Annotated in this window: 16 protein-coding genes and 1 pseudogene; 10 read left to right on the top strand and 7 right to left on the bottom strand. The window is 67.8% G+C overall.

Going from position 1 to position 13,035, the window contains the following annotated elements; all coding sequences use genetic code 11:
* Positions 1–2: 2 nt before the first annotated feature.
* The 4 genes from DN051_RS39425 to DN051_RS39445 all read right to left on the bottom strand — a co-directional run bounded on the left by DN051_RS39425 (position 3) and on the right by DN051_RS39445 (position 4,096).
* Positions 3–407 carry a hypothetical protein gene (locus DN051_RS39425; RefSeq protein WP_112441743.1) on the bottom strand — a complete coding sequence of 135 codons (405 nt, stop codon included), beginning with the start codon at positions 405–407 and terminating at the stop codon, positions 3–5.
* 671 nt (positions 408–1,078) lie between these two features.
* The gene (locus DN051_RS39430; RefSeq protein WP_112441746.1) at positions 1,079–1,795 is read right to left on the bottom strand and encodes a VOC family protein; all 717 of its coding nucleotides are present in this window, start codon (positions 1,793–1,795) and stop codon (positions 1,079–1,081) included.
* Positions 1,796–2,627: 832 nt separating this feature from the next.
* Entirely contained in the window at positions 2,628–3,806 is a 1,179-nt protein-coding gene (locus tag DN051_RS39440) for a hypothetical protein (RefSeq protein ID WP_162625106.1), read from the bottom strand.
* On the bottom strand, positions 3,803–4,096 hold the full coding sequence (locus DN051_RS39445; protein ID WP_112441753.1) for a hypothetical protein: 294 nt from the start codon (positions 4,094–4,096) through the stop codon (positions 3,803–3,805). Before DN051_RS39445 ends, DN051_RS39440 begins: the two co-directional genes overlap by 4 nt.
* Before the next feature lie 49 nt (positions 4,097–4,145).
* Here DN051_RS39445 and DN051_RS39450 point away from each other — a divergent pair, with 49 nt between their 5' ends.
* From DN051_RS39450 to DN051_RS39460, 4 genes and pseudogenes are all read left to right on the top strand, one after another.
* Positions 4,146–4,397 carry a hypothetical protein gene (locus DN051_RS39450; protein ID WP_112441755.1) on the top strand — a complete coding sequence of 84 codons (252 nt, stop codon included), beginning with the start codon at positions 4,146–4,148 and terminating at the stop codon, positions 4,395–4,397.
* 276 nt (positions 4,398–4,673) lie between these two features.
* Positions 4,674–5,921, top strand: a complete 1,248-nt coding sequence (locus DN051_RS39455) for an IS110 family RNA-guided transposase (RefSeq protein ID WP_053758776.1) — start codon at positions 4,674–4,676, stop codon at positions 5,919–5,921.
* 42 nt (positions 5,922–5,963) lie between these two features.
* A pseudogene (locus DN051_RS47960) lies at positions 5,964–6,144 on the top strand (ISL3 family transposase); the annotation flags it as partial.
* 5 nt (positions 6,145–6,149) lie between these two features.
* On the top strand, positions 6,150–6,629 hold the full coding sequence (locus DN051_RS39460; RefSeq protein ID WP_425471709.1) for a DUF4259 domain-containing protein: 480 nt from the start codon (positions 6,150–6,152) through the stop codon (positions 6,627–6,629).
* Between the two features lie 365 nt (positions 6,630–6,994).
* Here the strand turns inward: DN051_RS39460 and DN051_RS39465 are convergent, their stop codons facing one another.
* Positions 6,995–7,495 carry a hypothetical protein gene (locus DN051_RS39465; RefSeq protein ID WP_112441757.1) on the bottom strand — a complete coding sequence of 167 codons (501 nt, stop codon included), beginning with the start codon at positions 7,493–7,495 and terminating at the stop codon, positions 6,995–6,997.
* Positions 7,496–8,357: 862 nt separating this feature from the next.
* Between DN051_RS39465 and DN051_RS45420 the strand changes: the two genes are divergently transcribed.
* Complete coding sequence (locus tag DN051_RS45420; RefSeq protein WP_162624715.1) at positions 8,358–8,519, top strand: hypothetical protein; 162 nt, start codon at positions 8,358–8,360, stop codon at positions 8,517–8,519.
* A gap of 95 nt (positions 8,520–8,614) precedes the next feature.
* Here DN051_RS45420 and DN051_RS39470 read toward each other — a convergent pair whose 3' ends face one another.
* A complete protein-coding gene (locus tag DN051_RS39470; protein ID WP_112441759.1) occupies positions 8,615–8,803 on the bottom strand; it encodes a hypothetical protein in 189 nt (62 codons plus the stop codon).
* 396 nt (positions 8,804–9,199) lie between these two features.
* Here DN051_RS39470 and DN051_RS39480 point away from each other — a divergent pair, with 396 nt between their 5' ends.
* From DN051_RS39480 to DN051_RS39490, 3 genes are all read left to right on the top strand, one after another.
* A complete protein-coding gene (locus DN051_RS39480) occupies positions 9,200–9,595 on the top strand; it encodes a hypothetical protein (RefSeq protein ID WP_112441763.1) in 396 nt (131 codons plus the stop codon).
* Entirely contained in the window at positions 9,592–9,786 is a 195-nt protein-coding gene (locus tag DN051_RS39485) for a helix-turn-helix transcriptional regulator (protein ID WP_112441765.1), read from the top strand. Before DN051_RS39480 ends, DN051_RS39485 begins: the two co-directional genes overlap by 4 nt.
* A gap of 114 nt (positions 9,787–9,900) precedes the next feature.
* Entirely contained in the window at positions 9,901–10,194 is a 294-nt protein-coding gene (locus DN051_RS39490) for a hypothetical protein (RefSeq protein WP_112441767.1), read from the top strand.
* 499 nt (positions 10,195–10,693) lie between these two features.
* Here DN051_RS39490 and DN051_RS39500 read toward each other — a convergent pair whose 3' ends face one another.
* A complete protein-coding gene (locus DN051_RS39500; protein WP_112442844.1) occupies positions 10,694–11,128 on the bottom strand; it encodes a cupin domain-containing protein in 435 nt (144 codons plus the stop codon).
* Positions 11,129–11,727: 599 nt separating this feature from the next.
* Between DN051_RS39500 and DN051_RS39505 the strand changes: the two genes are divergently transcribed.
* Together DN051_RS39505 and DN051_RS39510 are read left to right on the top strand one after the other, a co-directional pair.
* Positions 11,728–12,123 (top strand): DUF6153 family protein, encoded by a 396-nt coding sequence (locus DN051_RS39505; RefSeq protein ID WP_112442846.1) that lies wholly within the window; start codon positions 11,728–11,730, stop codon positions 12,121–12,123.
* Between the two features lie 126 nt (positions 12,124–12,249).
* Entirely contained in the window at positions 12,250–12,885 is a 636-nt protein-coding gene (locus DN051_RS39510) for a DUF305 domain-containing protein (RefSeq protein ID WP_112441771.1), read from the top strand.
* Positions 12,886–13,035: the final 150 nt, after the last annotated feature.

Consider the following 13,035-nt stretch of genomic DNA (forward strand, 5'->3'; position numbering starts at 1 on the left):
ACTTACGCTTCACGACTGAGCAGCCACGTGCATCCCGAGCAGCGCGGCACGGGGTCGCCCATGAAGCTGCGCACCCAGGTGTCGGGGCTCGGGCACACCGGGTTCTTGCACACAAACGTCGTGGCCGACGCGACCGGGATCGGATCTCCAGCCTGTCCCGAGTATCCGCTGCCGAGCCCGGGCGTGTTGCGATCCTCCCCCTGGCGGAGTCTCTCCTCGACCCAGGAACGGACGCGGACGTCGGAGCCGAGGACGCGGCGCAGCTCGTAGGACCCCCCGGAGCGCGTCCAGACGGCGAGCGCGCGGTGGATCTCCGCCGCGATCCCGGGGGCGTCCGAGCCGACCAGCGTCGGTAGCAGTCCGAGTGCTTCCCGGGCGAGCTCCGCCGTTACCCGGTCATCTTGCATGCCCCGCCTCCCCACAGCCGGCACCCGTCTCGACACACCAGTCTCGCAGCTGTTCCAGGCGTGCGTGGGCGATCGCCGGTGCTCATGGGGTTTCCTGGCCGGTGGCAACTTGCCTGTGGACCCGCGCGTCACCCCCCCCCACGAACCCGCAGCCTCGCGAGCTATGCGGGGTGATGGTGCTGGGGCAGCAAGCGAGTGGAGCCGTGGGCCGCGCCTTGGCCGACGCCTCGGTGGTTCACGTGGGAGCGGAGTGCGGTGGCCTGTTTGTGGCAGCCAGGACTATCAGGGTGCGGGCCCGGCTGGCGACTTGGCGGACGGCGGGGTGCGGATGGTGACCACTGAGTGGCAGGCGAGGCGTTCCTCCGGGCTGAGAGGCGCGGGCCGGGCCGGCGTGATGGGGTCGGTGGTGACCGATTGGTGCCAGCCCTGCCACGTGGTCTGGGGCCAGGATGGCTCGGCCGCACCGGCGCCCGAACGGGGGTGGTGTCGGTTGGCGCGCCCGTCGGCGGGTACCGATCACCGTAGAGCGCGACGGCTTGCAGGGTGGGTTCGTGAGCATGCGCACCGGGGGATGGGGTTGTGGACCCGAAGCTCTCCGCCTCAGAGGAAGGGGAGTCCGCCTCGCTGTTCGCCTTCTTCATCACCTGCCGCGGCTCGCGTCCGTTGCGGGCTCATTGACGGGTGAGTACGCGGAATTCGTTGCCGTCGGGGTCGGCCAGCAGTACCGCGCTGTCGTCCTTGCCGGGGGTTGAGTTGAGACGCTTCGCCCCGAGAGAGAGCAGGCGCTCGACCTCGGCTTGCTGATCGTCGTCCGGCGCGAGGTCCAGGTGAAGGTCTTTGCCGGGGTCCGGCATGAGCGGCGGCCCACCCCACGTGATCTTCGTACCGCCGTTCGGTGACTGGATGGCGGTCTCCGGGCTCTGGTCCCATACCAGCGGCCAGCCCAGCGCCTTGCTCCAGAAGTAGCCCACGGCCTGCGAACCATCGCAGGCGAGCGCTCCGATGAAGCCGCAGCCGGCGAGGAAACCGTTACCCGGCTCGAGGACGCAGAACTCGTTGCCTTCGGGGTCGGCGAGCACCACGTGGGATGCGTCCGGTCCCTGGCCGACATCGGCGTGCTGCGCGCCGAGGTCGAGCGCCCTGGCCACGGTCTCCTGCTGGTCCTCCAGGGACACACTGGTCAGGTCGAAGTGCAGCCGGTTCTGGGCGACCTTCTGCGCCTGGGAGGGACTAAAACCGAGACGGTAGCCGGCGTCATTCCCGGACAGCAGGGTGACACCGTCGTAGGAATCGTCGGCTCTCTCCAGGCCGAGGACGCCGGACCAGAAGTGCGCCAGGCGCTCGGGCCGGTGTGCGTCGAAGGAGATTGCGAAGAGTCGGCTGCTCATTGCGCCACACATCCTCGGTCTGTCGTGTGCCAACTGTCTGCAGGGCGCCACTCAGCGCCTGAAACGCGGATCCTATCGGTGGGCGGGCCACACTTGCAGTCGAGTATTCCGCGGCCGGGAGTGCAGGACGTTCGGCTCTGTCCCGTGATCGGTGGGGCGAAGGGTGACGGTCGTTCTTGATGTTGCATGCGAGATGTCAACGAGCCTCAAGCCGTGGTGCTTTCGGGACTGCTGTTGCTGGTCGTCGAGGATGTGGCGGACGAGAGCGAGCTCATCCGGCGGGTTCTCGTGCTGCGACGACACCTATGTGGTGGGTCCGCGGGGCCCGGGCATCGACCGCCTGGTCCCGCTCGCCGAACGGGCGGCCCCACGCGCCCGGGCGGCCATGCATCGGCCCGGCCCGGCACGGCTGCCGACGAGCGGACCGTACTTGCGCGGCATGGATTGCGTCCGAGGCGGCGGTCCTCGGCGGCGGCCTGGAGAGTACGCCACCGTACGCGGCGAGGGGCCGACAGCGGCAGCAGGCGCCCAGGTCCGGGCCGGCAGCCGTGCGCCGGATGGCACGGCTTGGAATGTGCCCCCCTTCAGCACAGCTGCCGTGTCTGCGCTCCGCTGCGGCAGAGCTGTCCCGCGACGCCGATCACCCGGTAGACGCACACCAGGACAGCGCTCCGACGGTACCGTCGTTGTCCCGACGTCCGGGGAACGCCGCAGGGTTGTCCGCCTCGACTGTCATGGCAAGCTGAACAGCCCCAGGAACGCTGCCACCGCGTTGAGCATGGCGGCACCGAACGGCTTGGAGACGGAGTCTGCCCGCGCCGCGGTCATCGGCTCACTCCCTCCGGCTTCGGTCCAGGAGGCCGCACACCGCAACGCCCGTCACCAGGAAGGCCCCCATGGCCGTCAGCAGGGCGACCTCCTTGTACGACGGTGGGGTCACCCGGAGCGCCAGAGCAGCGCCGACGGCTCCGGCGAGGACGGCGCAGCCTATGCGGGCTGTCAGGCGGAGAGCGGCGCGGGGGTGCTGCTCGGCACCGGTCGGCATCTCGCGGGCGGCGCGTACGCAGGCTGCCACGGCAGTGAGGGCCGCCGCCGACAGGGCCAGTCGGGGCGTGCCGAACAGCAGGCCGTAGCGGATTGCCAGGGCTGGTACGAAGAACAGCAACAGCCAGTGGCGTATGGCGTGCACCATGAAGGACAGCGTGGGCGCGGATCGGCCCGGCAGCCGGGAAGCGGCCGCACGCAGCCCGAGGAGGGCCGCCGCGGCAGCCAGGGCGAACGGCAGGCGGTCGTCGAGGCGGCCCAGGTTGTACAGCAGAGCGGTGTCATAGACGACCAGCACCAGCGCGCCCAGCGTTCCCAGCGAGCCGATGAACACCAGCAGGCCCGGCACCGAGGCCGGCACCCGGGTCGTACCCGTGTCGCGCGCTGCCATGGCGGCGAGCAGCAGCGGGGTGACGACTGACGAGAGGGCACGGATCACCACGTCGTCCACGGTGTACGGATTGCGCAGATCCCACTCGACCAGACAGAACACGGCCGTGTACGACACCGAGGCCATTGGCAGCAGGGCCGAGCGCGCGATCCGGCGGTACAGATCAGCGTCCAGCCAGCGCACCACCGTGCCGAACGCCAGCAGCACGAAGGGGAGTTCCAGGAAGGCCTGGATCCGCAGCACGCTCGGTGCAAGGAGCCCCGGCGCCGGGAAGTGCTCCGCCAGGTCGCGCAGCACGGGATGTGCCGACGCCAGGTCGAACCACCCGACGGGCAGATACCGCGCGATGAACGACGGGTCCCCGCCGTGTACACGGAGCACATAGACGGTGAACAGCACCTGGTTGACGTAGACGAGGCCGGTCACCAGCGCGAGCCAGACGGCCGGCGAGGAGACGCGGCGGTCCGCCGCCCGGACCGGGTCGGGGCGGCGGACCAGGACACGCGAGGTGATCACGAGGGCCGGGACGACCGACGTGAGCACCCCCACGTCCACGAGTAGCCGTACGTCCATCACGTGTGCAGGTACACCTTGGATTCCGTCTCCGTCCGATGGGTCACGACACCCACGGGCCGGTCCCGGTTCCGGAGGTAGCGCTCGTTCTCGTCGTCGTCGGTCCAGCTATGGTCCCTTGCGAAGACCTGGACGCTGGCGATCGCTCCCTCCCTGGAGGAGGCCTTGCGCAGTCCGCTGCCCGAGAGGAAACCGGGCACTGCGGAACAGGGCATCCGTAGCACGGCCGCCATCGGATACGTGCTGTCCTGGGACCACGCGTAGTAGCCGACGACCTTCGCCGACGCCGGCACATCGAGGTTGTAGTCACGGAATGCCTGGGCCGCGCTTACATTGGTGTGCGTGCCCGCGAAGGCCCGCCCGGAAGTGGGTCTTCGGTTCCTTGCCGCACGAGGCGACCGCCAGCAGCGGCAGCAGGCCCAGGCCTGCGGCCGTGCGGCGAATGGCACGGAAGCGCATCTCACCCCCCAACTAGAACGAATAGCTGCCCCCGACATTGAAGTCCTGGGCACAGCCGTCGGTGTGCAACTGTGCCAGATCGTTCTGGTTGATCTCCTCGAAGAGTCCGACGTGGCCGTCCTGGACGCGATCTAGACCCGCGAGCCTGGCTCGACGCCATCCGGTGGGGCGATGTAGCCAGTCATCCCGCGGCCTGTCGGCCGCACCCCGGGGCCGGGAAAATGGGGCGGGGTGCCCGTCCGGAGGACGTCGTTGCTGCTTGGTGCGAGTGAGCCCGATAGCCAGTCGGACGCGGGGGCCGTGTGCAGGAATCCAATGTTGTTGCCATGAGCACGCAAGAGAGCGTCTTTGAATCCTGTGGCCTCGGAAGGGCGGGTACCCGTCGCGGTTCGACTGGGAGGGGCAGGGTTCGTGGACGTGGTGGAAGAGCGATGCGCGGGCATCGACTTGAGCAAGACGGACGCCAAGGTGTGCATCCGGCTGCCGGGTTCGGGGAAGCGGGCCCGTCGTGAGGTGCGGACGTTTTCCACGATGAGCGACGGCCTGCTGGAACTGCGGGACTGGCTGGTGGACAACCAGATCACCCGGGTGGGCATGGAGGCGACCGCGTCCTATTGGAAGCCCCTGTTCTACCTGCTGGAGGCCACCGAGGGGGTCGAGCCGTGGCTGCTGAACGCCCAGCACATCAAGACCGTGCCGGGCCGCAAGACCGACGTGAAGGACTGCGAGTGGATCTGCCGCCTGGTCGAGTACGGCCTGGTCCGGCCCAGCTTCGTACCGCCGCGTGACATCCGGCAGCTACGGGACCTGACCCGGTACCGCACCGAGACCACCCGCGACCGGGTCCGCGACGTCAACCGGCTCGCGATGTTCCTGGAAGACGCCGGGATCAAGCTCAGCTCGGTGGTCAGCGACATCACCGGCCGCTCCGCGCGCGCCATGCTCGACGCCCTGGTCGCGGGCGAGCGTGATCCCCAGGTCCTGGCGGAGCTGGCGTTGGGCAGCCTGCAGGGCAAAGTGCCCCTGCTGACCCGGGCACTGACCGGAGCCTTCAGCGAGCACCACGCGTTCATGGTCGCCTCGATGCTCCGCGCGATCGACGAGGCCGACGCACGGATCGCCCGCCTGAGTGAGGAAATCAACCGGCAGCTGCTGCCCCTGCGTGCGCAGACCGAGCTGCTGATCACGATCCCCGGGATCAGCCTGACTCTGGCCCAGATCCTGATCGCCGAGGTCGGCGTGGACATGGGCCGCTTCGCCACCGCCGGGCACCTCGCGTCCTGGGCCGGGATGTGCCCGGGTAACAAGGAGTCGGCCGGCAAGCGACTGTCCGGGCGCACCCGTCACGGCGACACCTGGCTCAAGACCGCCCTGTTCCTGGCCGGCGCCACCGCCGCCCGAAGCAAGGGCACCTACCTCGGGGCCCAGTACCGAAGACTCGTTCCCCACCGCGGCAGCAAGCGCGCCACCGTCGCGGTCGGCCACTCCATCCTGGTCGCCGCCTGGCACATCCTGCGCGACATGGTCCCCTACCAAGACCTCGGTCCTGATCACTTCACCAACCGGCTCGGCAAGGAACGCCACACCCGCCGCCTCATCGCCCAACTCGCCGCCCTCGGCCTCGATGTCACCGTCACCCCACGCGAAGAGGCCGGTTGAGCTGCACCGATACACGCAAGCTCAGGTCATTTTCAAGAGAGCCTCCACGCCCTTGCCGCTGGTATCGACCGTGGCTTCAACGCCGTGACCGCCGGAGTCACCCTGTCCTGGCGCTTGAGCGCGGTCGAGGGGCATGTCAATCGGATCAAGATGCTCAAGCCTCAGATGTTCGGGCGTGCTGGTTTCGCGCGTACTGCGAATGCGCGGACTGCTCGCACAGTGATTGCGATGTCAGCGGCTGATGCGAAGATCCCGGCGCAACTACACGAGGAGTTCAACATGGGCACCTGGGACACCGGCCCCTTCGACAACGACACGGCCGCGGACTTCACCGACACTCTCGACGACGCCAAACCCGCTGAACGCGAGGCACTGATCCGGGGCGTCCTCACGCGCACCGTCGACGCCACCGGCTGGCTTACTGAAGGAGAAGAAGCGGTGGCGGCAGCCGCACTCATTGCGGCGCAATGCCTGGGCGGCGACCCGATCGACACCCGTTTCGGCCCTGCAGAACCCATGCCCGCCTTCTCTGACGATCTCCGGATGCTCGCGGACCAGGCCCTTGCTCGCATCATTAGCGACGAGGCCGGGCCGGCCTCGAACTGGGTCGACCCGGAAGGCTGGAAGCGGTGGCGAGCCAACCTCAACCGACTTCGCACAGTTCTTGCTCCGCCATCACCGTCCATTCCGCTTTTCGATGTCGAGTAATGACGGAGCGTCACCCGCTTTCGGGCGGTTTACCTCGTGGGGCATGAGCCTGTCTGGTCGTGTTCGGAGGTGATGAGTGGGTTGGAGGCCGCTTTGGCTGGGGCATCGTCTCTACGTCAGCCTCCTGCACGGCCTCGTCGACAAGCCTCGGCCGGGCGGACCGCCCAGCATTGGTGTAGATGAGGTGGAAGCGGTCGTGTGTCACGGTGCAGGCGCAGTTTCCGAGGAGCGCCACCGACTGGTCGCACATATCGATGGCCGAGCTGTCGAAGTCCGCCGTTGGCCGGATCTGGCGGAAGTTCCAGCTCGAGCCGCGTGTGATCCGTTCTTCGCTGACTTCTGCGGCGGATCTCTGGCGCGGGATGCTAGGCGCAGACCTGCCAGCCGTGCCCGGCGGTGACCTCGTCGGCCTTGGTTCCGAGGGGGAGCGTCTGCGTGTGCCGGCCGTCGGCCCGCACGACCTCGGCCCGCAGAGTGCCAGCAGTGGGTCCGTCAAGCTCCACCCCGTAGATCGTGCGGGTCGCGTCTTCGGTTTCGATGTCGCGAACCCTTCTTACGACGAGGAGCTCGTCGCCACAGGAGAGGGAGCCAACGGTCTCTCTGTCGGCTGCGATGATGAGCCCGTACGCACTGCGGGCACTGTACACGTCCCCTTCGCGGAGACGGTCCAGCGTCGGCACGGAGCTGATGACGTCGTCGGGCGTCGTCGAACACGATGACGCGCTGGCCGTCTCGGCGTAGAACACGGCGCAGTAGCGCGTGTCGGCCGTCACCCAGAAGAACACTGTGCCCCTGGGCCCCACGCTCACGAGACTCAAGCCCGCACGGTCGGGGGCATCGTCACCCTTAGCGATCTTGTCGAGCACAGTTTGACGGTGGCGCTCCACTTGAGCCTGCCGCGACTTCTGCGAGGGCGAGGCGGGAGCCTGCCGCTGCGCCGATGCGGACCTGCTCTCGCCAGGCTCGGCGGAGAGCGCATCTCCCGCGCCTCCCGCACACGAAGCGAGCGCGCCCGAAGCGATCACGGCCACAGCCGCCGCCGCAAGACTTGCCCAAGCACGTCCCGTCACGCCGACCCCCATCCGGTCCCGGCCCTGTAAATCAAGGTCAGCATACGGTCGCGGGCCGCGAGGCGTAGGCAGCGTTGGAGGAGTACGCGGCATAGGTGGGATACGCAGCGGGCAAGCGCGCGATGCGAGGGTACCTCCCTCCTGCGACCAAAGTGCGCGAGTCCTGCCAGCAGAGGAATTCCTTGACTCCCTCGCTCACCTCTGTCGACGGTGCCGCGCGACCCGACCGGCCGGGCCGGACAGGTCGCGCGGCACCCTGATCTCTGAGGTGGCTTGGCCGGCTGCAGGGCGGGGGTATGCGTGCTGCCGGGGAAGGGTGGGCAAGTTCGGGCTCGGCGGGTCACGTCTGGCCGGGTGCGGGGGTGAGTGCTGCTCCCTGTGGGGGAGCGGCCTGCGGCTGGGTACCGCTCGCCGAAGCCTGGGACATCGGCGCGTCGAACTGGACGGCTGAGCGGCAGGGAGCGGGACGCGAACGATCTCGGCGACGAGCGCGCGCTGGGCGCGGTGACCGCGCCGTTGAACCGGCCATAAGGCCGACCAGGACCCGGCCGAGTGGCTGCCCGGCGCCACGGTGGTGTGCGGCCAAGTCCTTCGAGCCTTGCCAGCGGCTTCCTCACGACAGCCATACTCTGAGCCCCCGGGTCCTGCGATTTTACGGATGACCAGAGCAACCACCCTTGAAGGGTTGGACCTTGTGACGATCAAGGGCCTGTCCAAGGGCGCCGTCATCAAGGGCGTCAAGATCCCCACCACCAGCGGCACGCTCGCCCGCACCCTGGACGGCACCACCACTCACGGCGACGACACCGCCGCCGGCTGACCTGCGCGAGCCCGTCTGCCTCCACAGCTGAACCCGTGAAGGGAGCAGGGCTACTCCCTTCACGCACACACGGGATCACGTGCCAGTCGTAGTCGCTACCGTTTAGGCCTCCGAGAACGCCACCAGTCCACGGCCACCCCGTGCAGCGTCAGAATGACGGATACCCCTCCGCAGACCTGCACGGCCTGCCAGAAGCTCATCAGGCCAAACAACACGGTCAACGGCACGCACACCAGGGCCCCGATGAAGGCAGCCACCACGTTCTTCAGCACGATCCGGCCCATGCAATCCGAACCCCCGTCTCGCGGGCCCACGTTTGGAGCCCGCCCCCGGCATCTGCCGACTTTCCCACCGCGAAGGGGCGGCCGCTCCATCTCGCCAAGTCTTGCGGCCGCCCTGATCTCCCGTCCCTACGGACCTGTGGAGGTCTCCCAGCATGACGCAACCACCGCCATCCGGCGAGTGTGCGTCTTACGGCCGCGAGCGCTGAATCTCTACTCGTGCGTCGGCGGCGCCGGAACCGGGCTCGCACGAGCAGGGTTTGAGGTGGACGGCTGCGCCACCGCCCGCCCGCCATGCTCCCCATCGAGGTGGATTTGATGTCAAGTGTATTTGACATCACGGTAGGGCGCCTCTAGCGTGTCAAGTGTGCTTGACGTCGCATCGAAGGGGGTCCACCCATGCAAGCCCGCAACGAGATCAAGGCGTCCGTTCAGCTCGTACTCTGGACACTCGCCTGGGCGTTGACTCTCGCTCTGGCCAAGTTCGGCCCCGAGCTGCTGTGGGATGAGCAGCAGGTGGCTAGCTGGGCCGCCGTTGCCGTCAACTTCGTCGCCGGTATTGGCTGGATCGTTGCCTTCACGCGCTTTCTCCGCGTGCTGGATGAGCTGCAACGGAAGATCATGCAGGATGCGCTGGCGGTAACCCTCGGCGTGGGGTGGGTCGTCGGATTCGCCTATGTCGTTGCGGATGGCGCGGACCTCGGTGCTCGAGACGTCGATGTTGCTGTCCTCCCTGGGCTCATGGGAGTCGTCTTTATGATTGCCTTCGCCGTCGGCAGGATCCGATACCGATGAAGAACCGCATCACGGACCTTCGCGCCGAACAGGGTTGGACGCAGGCCGAGCTGGCTCAGCATGCCGGCGTGTCCCGGCAGACGATCAACGCCATCGAAACAGGGAAGTTCGACCCGAGCCTTCCCCTCGCCTTCCGTCTCGCTAAGCTCTTTGGCCTGAAGATCGAAGAGATTTTCCTCAACGACCAATGAAGCGCGACCTCTTTCTACGCCGGTTCCGGTGCGGCCCTGCTGACCCCTGGGGACAGGGATCGTCCGGCCTGCCGCACAGAGCTGACCGGCCAGGGCAAGTCGGGTGACACGCGGGTGCGCTACCAGTACCGCCGGGGTGAGACAGACAGCTGGAAGGACATTCCTGCCCAGGACGTCCGCCGCAAGGCCGACGGCACCACCCTGGCGGCCTGGCCGGCCGGGGTCACCAGCGGGAACGCCGAAGCGCTGAGCTGGAATGTCACGGACACCCTCACCGAGGACGGTCCGGTGGACGCTCGTGCGGTGTTCACCGACGGCACCGCATCCATGCCTCCCCGGCAACTCACATCACGGTGGAGCGCAATGCAGGTGAGGCACCCAGTGAGGAAGTCGGGCCAGGCAGAGTGAACACGCTCACCGGTGACTTCGGTCTGTCGGCCACGGATGCCTCCGGATTCGGACTGACCGCCAGGCGCTACTTCTCCTCGCGCCGCCCGGAAATGGCGTCCCGGCAGGAGGGACAGGCGGCCGTCTTCGGTCGGCAGTGGACCGCTGGCACGGTGGCCGAACTCTCCGGGAACAAATGGGCTTATCTGCACACGGCCTCGGCCACCTCGGTGGCAGTGGTAGATGGGGACGGTGAGGACATCGGATTCACTGCGGCCGCAGGCGCGGGCTGGAAGCCGGGGAGCGGTGCGGCGGACCTGACGCCGACCGGTTCAGTCACGGGTTCCTTCACCCTGGAAGGCAATGAGGGCACCACCTCGGTGTTCACCAAGGTGGACACGACTTCCACAACCTGGCAACTGTCAAAGTCCTTCCTGCCCACGGACCATTCCACCACCAGCGTGTACTCGGAGAAGGTCAGGGTGGACGGCCAGGTGCTGGCGCGGCCCAAACTGGCAAGTCAGCCTTCGGAGGGACGAGGGGCGCGCAGGTGCGCCCGCTCCTTCAGCTCCTCCTCGTCGACCAACGTGAGCATCGGCTGACCCGGCGCGCACACCATGGTCACCAGGAATTTGGTCGGTGCGTCCGGCAGTGCGTTGCCGTCCTGGTAGTGGATCACGTCACCACCCGGCTCCCAGAACGTCCCGCCGGCCTCGACCACGCGCTCCGGCTCACCCTCGACCTCGAACCGGAGCGCGCCCTGCATTACGTAGCCGAACGACGGGCCCGAGTGGCGATGCGGAGGGAGCCCGGGGTGACCGGGGGGCCAGTCGACAAGGATGGTCATTCCCGAACCGCCTTCGGGGAAGAAGGGTGGCGTGATGTCTTGCAGCACTTTGACTTCGGGCGGCAAGCCCTCGTGGGCGCTGCCGTGCGCTGCGTCATTTTTCGACACGTACCACACCTCCGTGACCGGGACCGGAATGGACTATTCTGCGCAGTCGGTGGCCGAGTGGCCTGTTTATCGACCCATTTATATGGCAATGCCCAAGCATATTCGTTCCGACTTCTCACAACTTGCTTCACACAGACGACCTGTCGCATCCGGGACACGCCATGCGGTCTTACGTCCCACCCTGATGGCTCCGATGAGGCCAGACATTGCATGCTCGAGGTTGCCGGGTCGATCACATGAGGCCGAGAGCTGCCTTCAGCAGCGCAGTGAGGTCGCCGGGCAGCGTGTTCGGCCCGGCCCTGGCCAGCCTCGTCTGTCCAGCCGGATACCTGCCCACGCCGCCCATCGCAGCACTGGCCCAGTGCCGGGCGGACGAGCCTCCCGCACCTCTCCACGTCCCGGCTGGCCACACCGCCGGACACAGTATGAGTACGCGTGCCGAGCACATCGGTCAGGTCGGGGCCACGGCGGCATCACGATGCTCACAGGCGGCAGGCATGCATATCGGCGGCCACCGTGGTGGGAGCCGGGAGCGAGTGGTGGCGCAGCATTTTGGTGAGTGCGTCCGGTCAGTGCCCGTGCCCCCTACCATGATGCTCATGACCATCGGTATCCGTTCAAGCAGCCGCCCGGCCGGGCGGCTGCTTGTGCTGCTGGTGCTGATGGTGTTGGCCGGTGTGCTGGGCATGCACGCACTCCCGCCCGGCGGTGCTCCAGCGGGCGCCGGACACGAGATGGCGATGGCGGACCCGAGCAGCGCGCCCCATGCCGTGGGCACATGTGCCCATACCGGTGGCGGATCGGATCACCCTGATCATGCCGACGGGACGTGTGCGGCCGCCGGTACGGGTTCTGCGTACATGCCGCCGCCGCTCGCTGTCAGCGCGGTGCCGAACGTGCCCGCCGCCTCTTCTCTCGCGGCGGCCATGGCCGGCGCGCCCCACGACGATCGAGCGCCGCCCGATCTTTCTGAACTGCAGCTCCTGCGGATCTAGAGCAGCCTGCTCGGCACCCCTATCTGTTGCGCCCGGCGATGACCGGGACGGGTGCCGTGCCGTCGCCTGCCCACATTCCGTGACACCACGCGCCGCGGACCGGCGCGTCTAAGGAGTTGCACGATCATGATCCGCAAGCGTTCACTCGTCCGCCGCATAGCCGCAATCGCTGCCGCAGGTGCGGCAGCACTCGTCCTGGCCGCCTGCGGCGCCGGCGACGAATCGGCCGGACACAGCGGCGGCCACAACAGCACCTCGGCGTCGGCTTCGGCTTCGGCTCCTGCGTCGCAGGGGCAGAGCAACGCTGCCGACGTGGCCTTCGCGCAGGGGATGATCCCCCACCACCGCCAGGCCGTGGAAATGGCCGACCTCGCGGACGGGAGGGCTCAGTCGGCTGAGGTGAAGCAGCTTGCCGCAGACATCAAGAAGGCCCAGGATCCGGAGATCAAGACGCTGTCCGGCTGGCTGACCTCCTGGGGCGAGGAAGTACCCGCCGAGGGCACCATGGACCACTCCGCGCACGGCGCAGGCGGGGGAATGATGACGGCCGAGGAGATGACCGAGCTCGAGAACGCCTCGGGCGAAGAGTTCGACACCGCCTTCATGGAGATGATGATCAAGCATCACGAAGGCGCGATCGAGATGGCCAAAACGGAACAGGCCGACGGTGCTCATGCGCCGGCCCAGGAGATGGCCGCGCAGATCGTCACCTCGCAGAGCGCGGAGATGGAGCAGATGAACAAGCTGCTCGGCCGGAACTGACCCGCACCGATCACAGGGGGCGGGCACGGCCGGTGTCCGCCCCTGCCCGGCTGCCGTCCTTCTTCTCTTCGACTCGCCTGGACCTCTCTCCATGACTCGCATACTGCGGCGTGGCCCGCTTGCCCTGATCACGCTCGCTGCCGCCGCTAC

Source organism: Streptomyces cadmiisoli, from assembly GCF_003261055.1.
Lineage (GTDB): Bacteria > Actinomycetota > Actinomycetes > Streptomycetales > Streptomycetaceae > Streptomyces > Streptomyces cadmiisoli.

What these genes read in the sequence shown, in the direction of transcription:
- DN051_RS39425 (WP_112441743.1), bottom strand. Translation starts at nt 407, where the DNA reads ATGCAAGATGACCGGGTAACGGCGGAGCTCGCCCGGGAAGCACTCGGA.
- DN051_RS39430 (WP_112441746.1), bottom strand. Translation starts at nt 1,795, where the DNA reads ATGAGCAGCCGACTCTTCGCAATCTCCTTCGACGCACACCGGCCCGAG.
- DN051_RS39460 (WP_425471709.1), top strand. Translation starts at nt 6,150, where the DNA reads ATGTCAGCGGCTGATGCGAAGATCCCGGCGCAACTACACGAGGAGTTC.
- DN051_RS45420 (WP_162624715.1), top strand. Translation starts at nt 8,358, where the DNA reads ATGACCAGAGCAACCACCCTTGAAGGGTTGGACCTTGTGACGATCAAG.
- DN051_RS39470 (WP_112441759.1), bottom strand. Translation starts at nt 8,803, where the DNA reads ATGGGCCGGATCGTGCTGAAGAACGTGGTGGCTGCCTTCATCGGGGCC.
- DN051_RS39480 (WP_112441763.1), top strand. Translation starts at nt 9,200, where the DNA reads ATGCAAGCCCGCAACGAGATCAAGGCGTCCGTTCAGCTCGTACTCTGG.
- DN051_RS39485 (WP_112441765.1), top strand. Translation starts at nt 9,592, where the DNA reads ATGAAGAACCGCATCACGGACCTTCGCGCCGAACAGGGTTGGACGCAG.
- DN051_RS39505 (WP_112442846.1), top strand. Translation starts at nt 11,728, where the DNA reads ATGACCATCGGTATCCGTTCAAGCAGCCGCCCGGCCGGGCGGCTGCTT.
- DN051_RS39510 (WP_112441771.1), top strand. Translation starts at nt 12,250, where the DNA reads ATGATCCGCAAGCGTTCACTCGTCCGCCGCATAGCCGCAATCGCTGCC.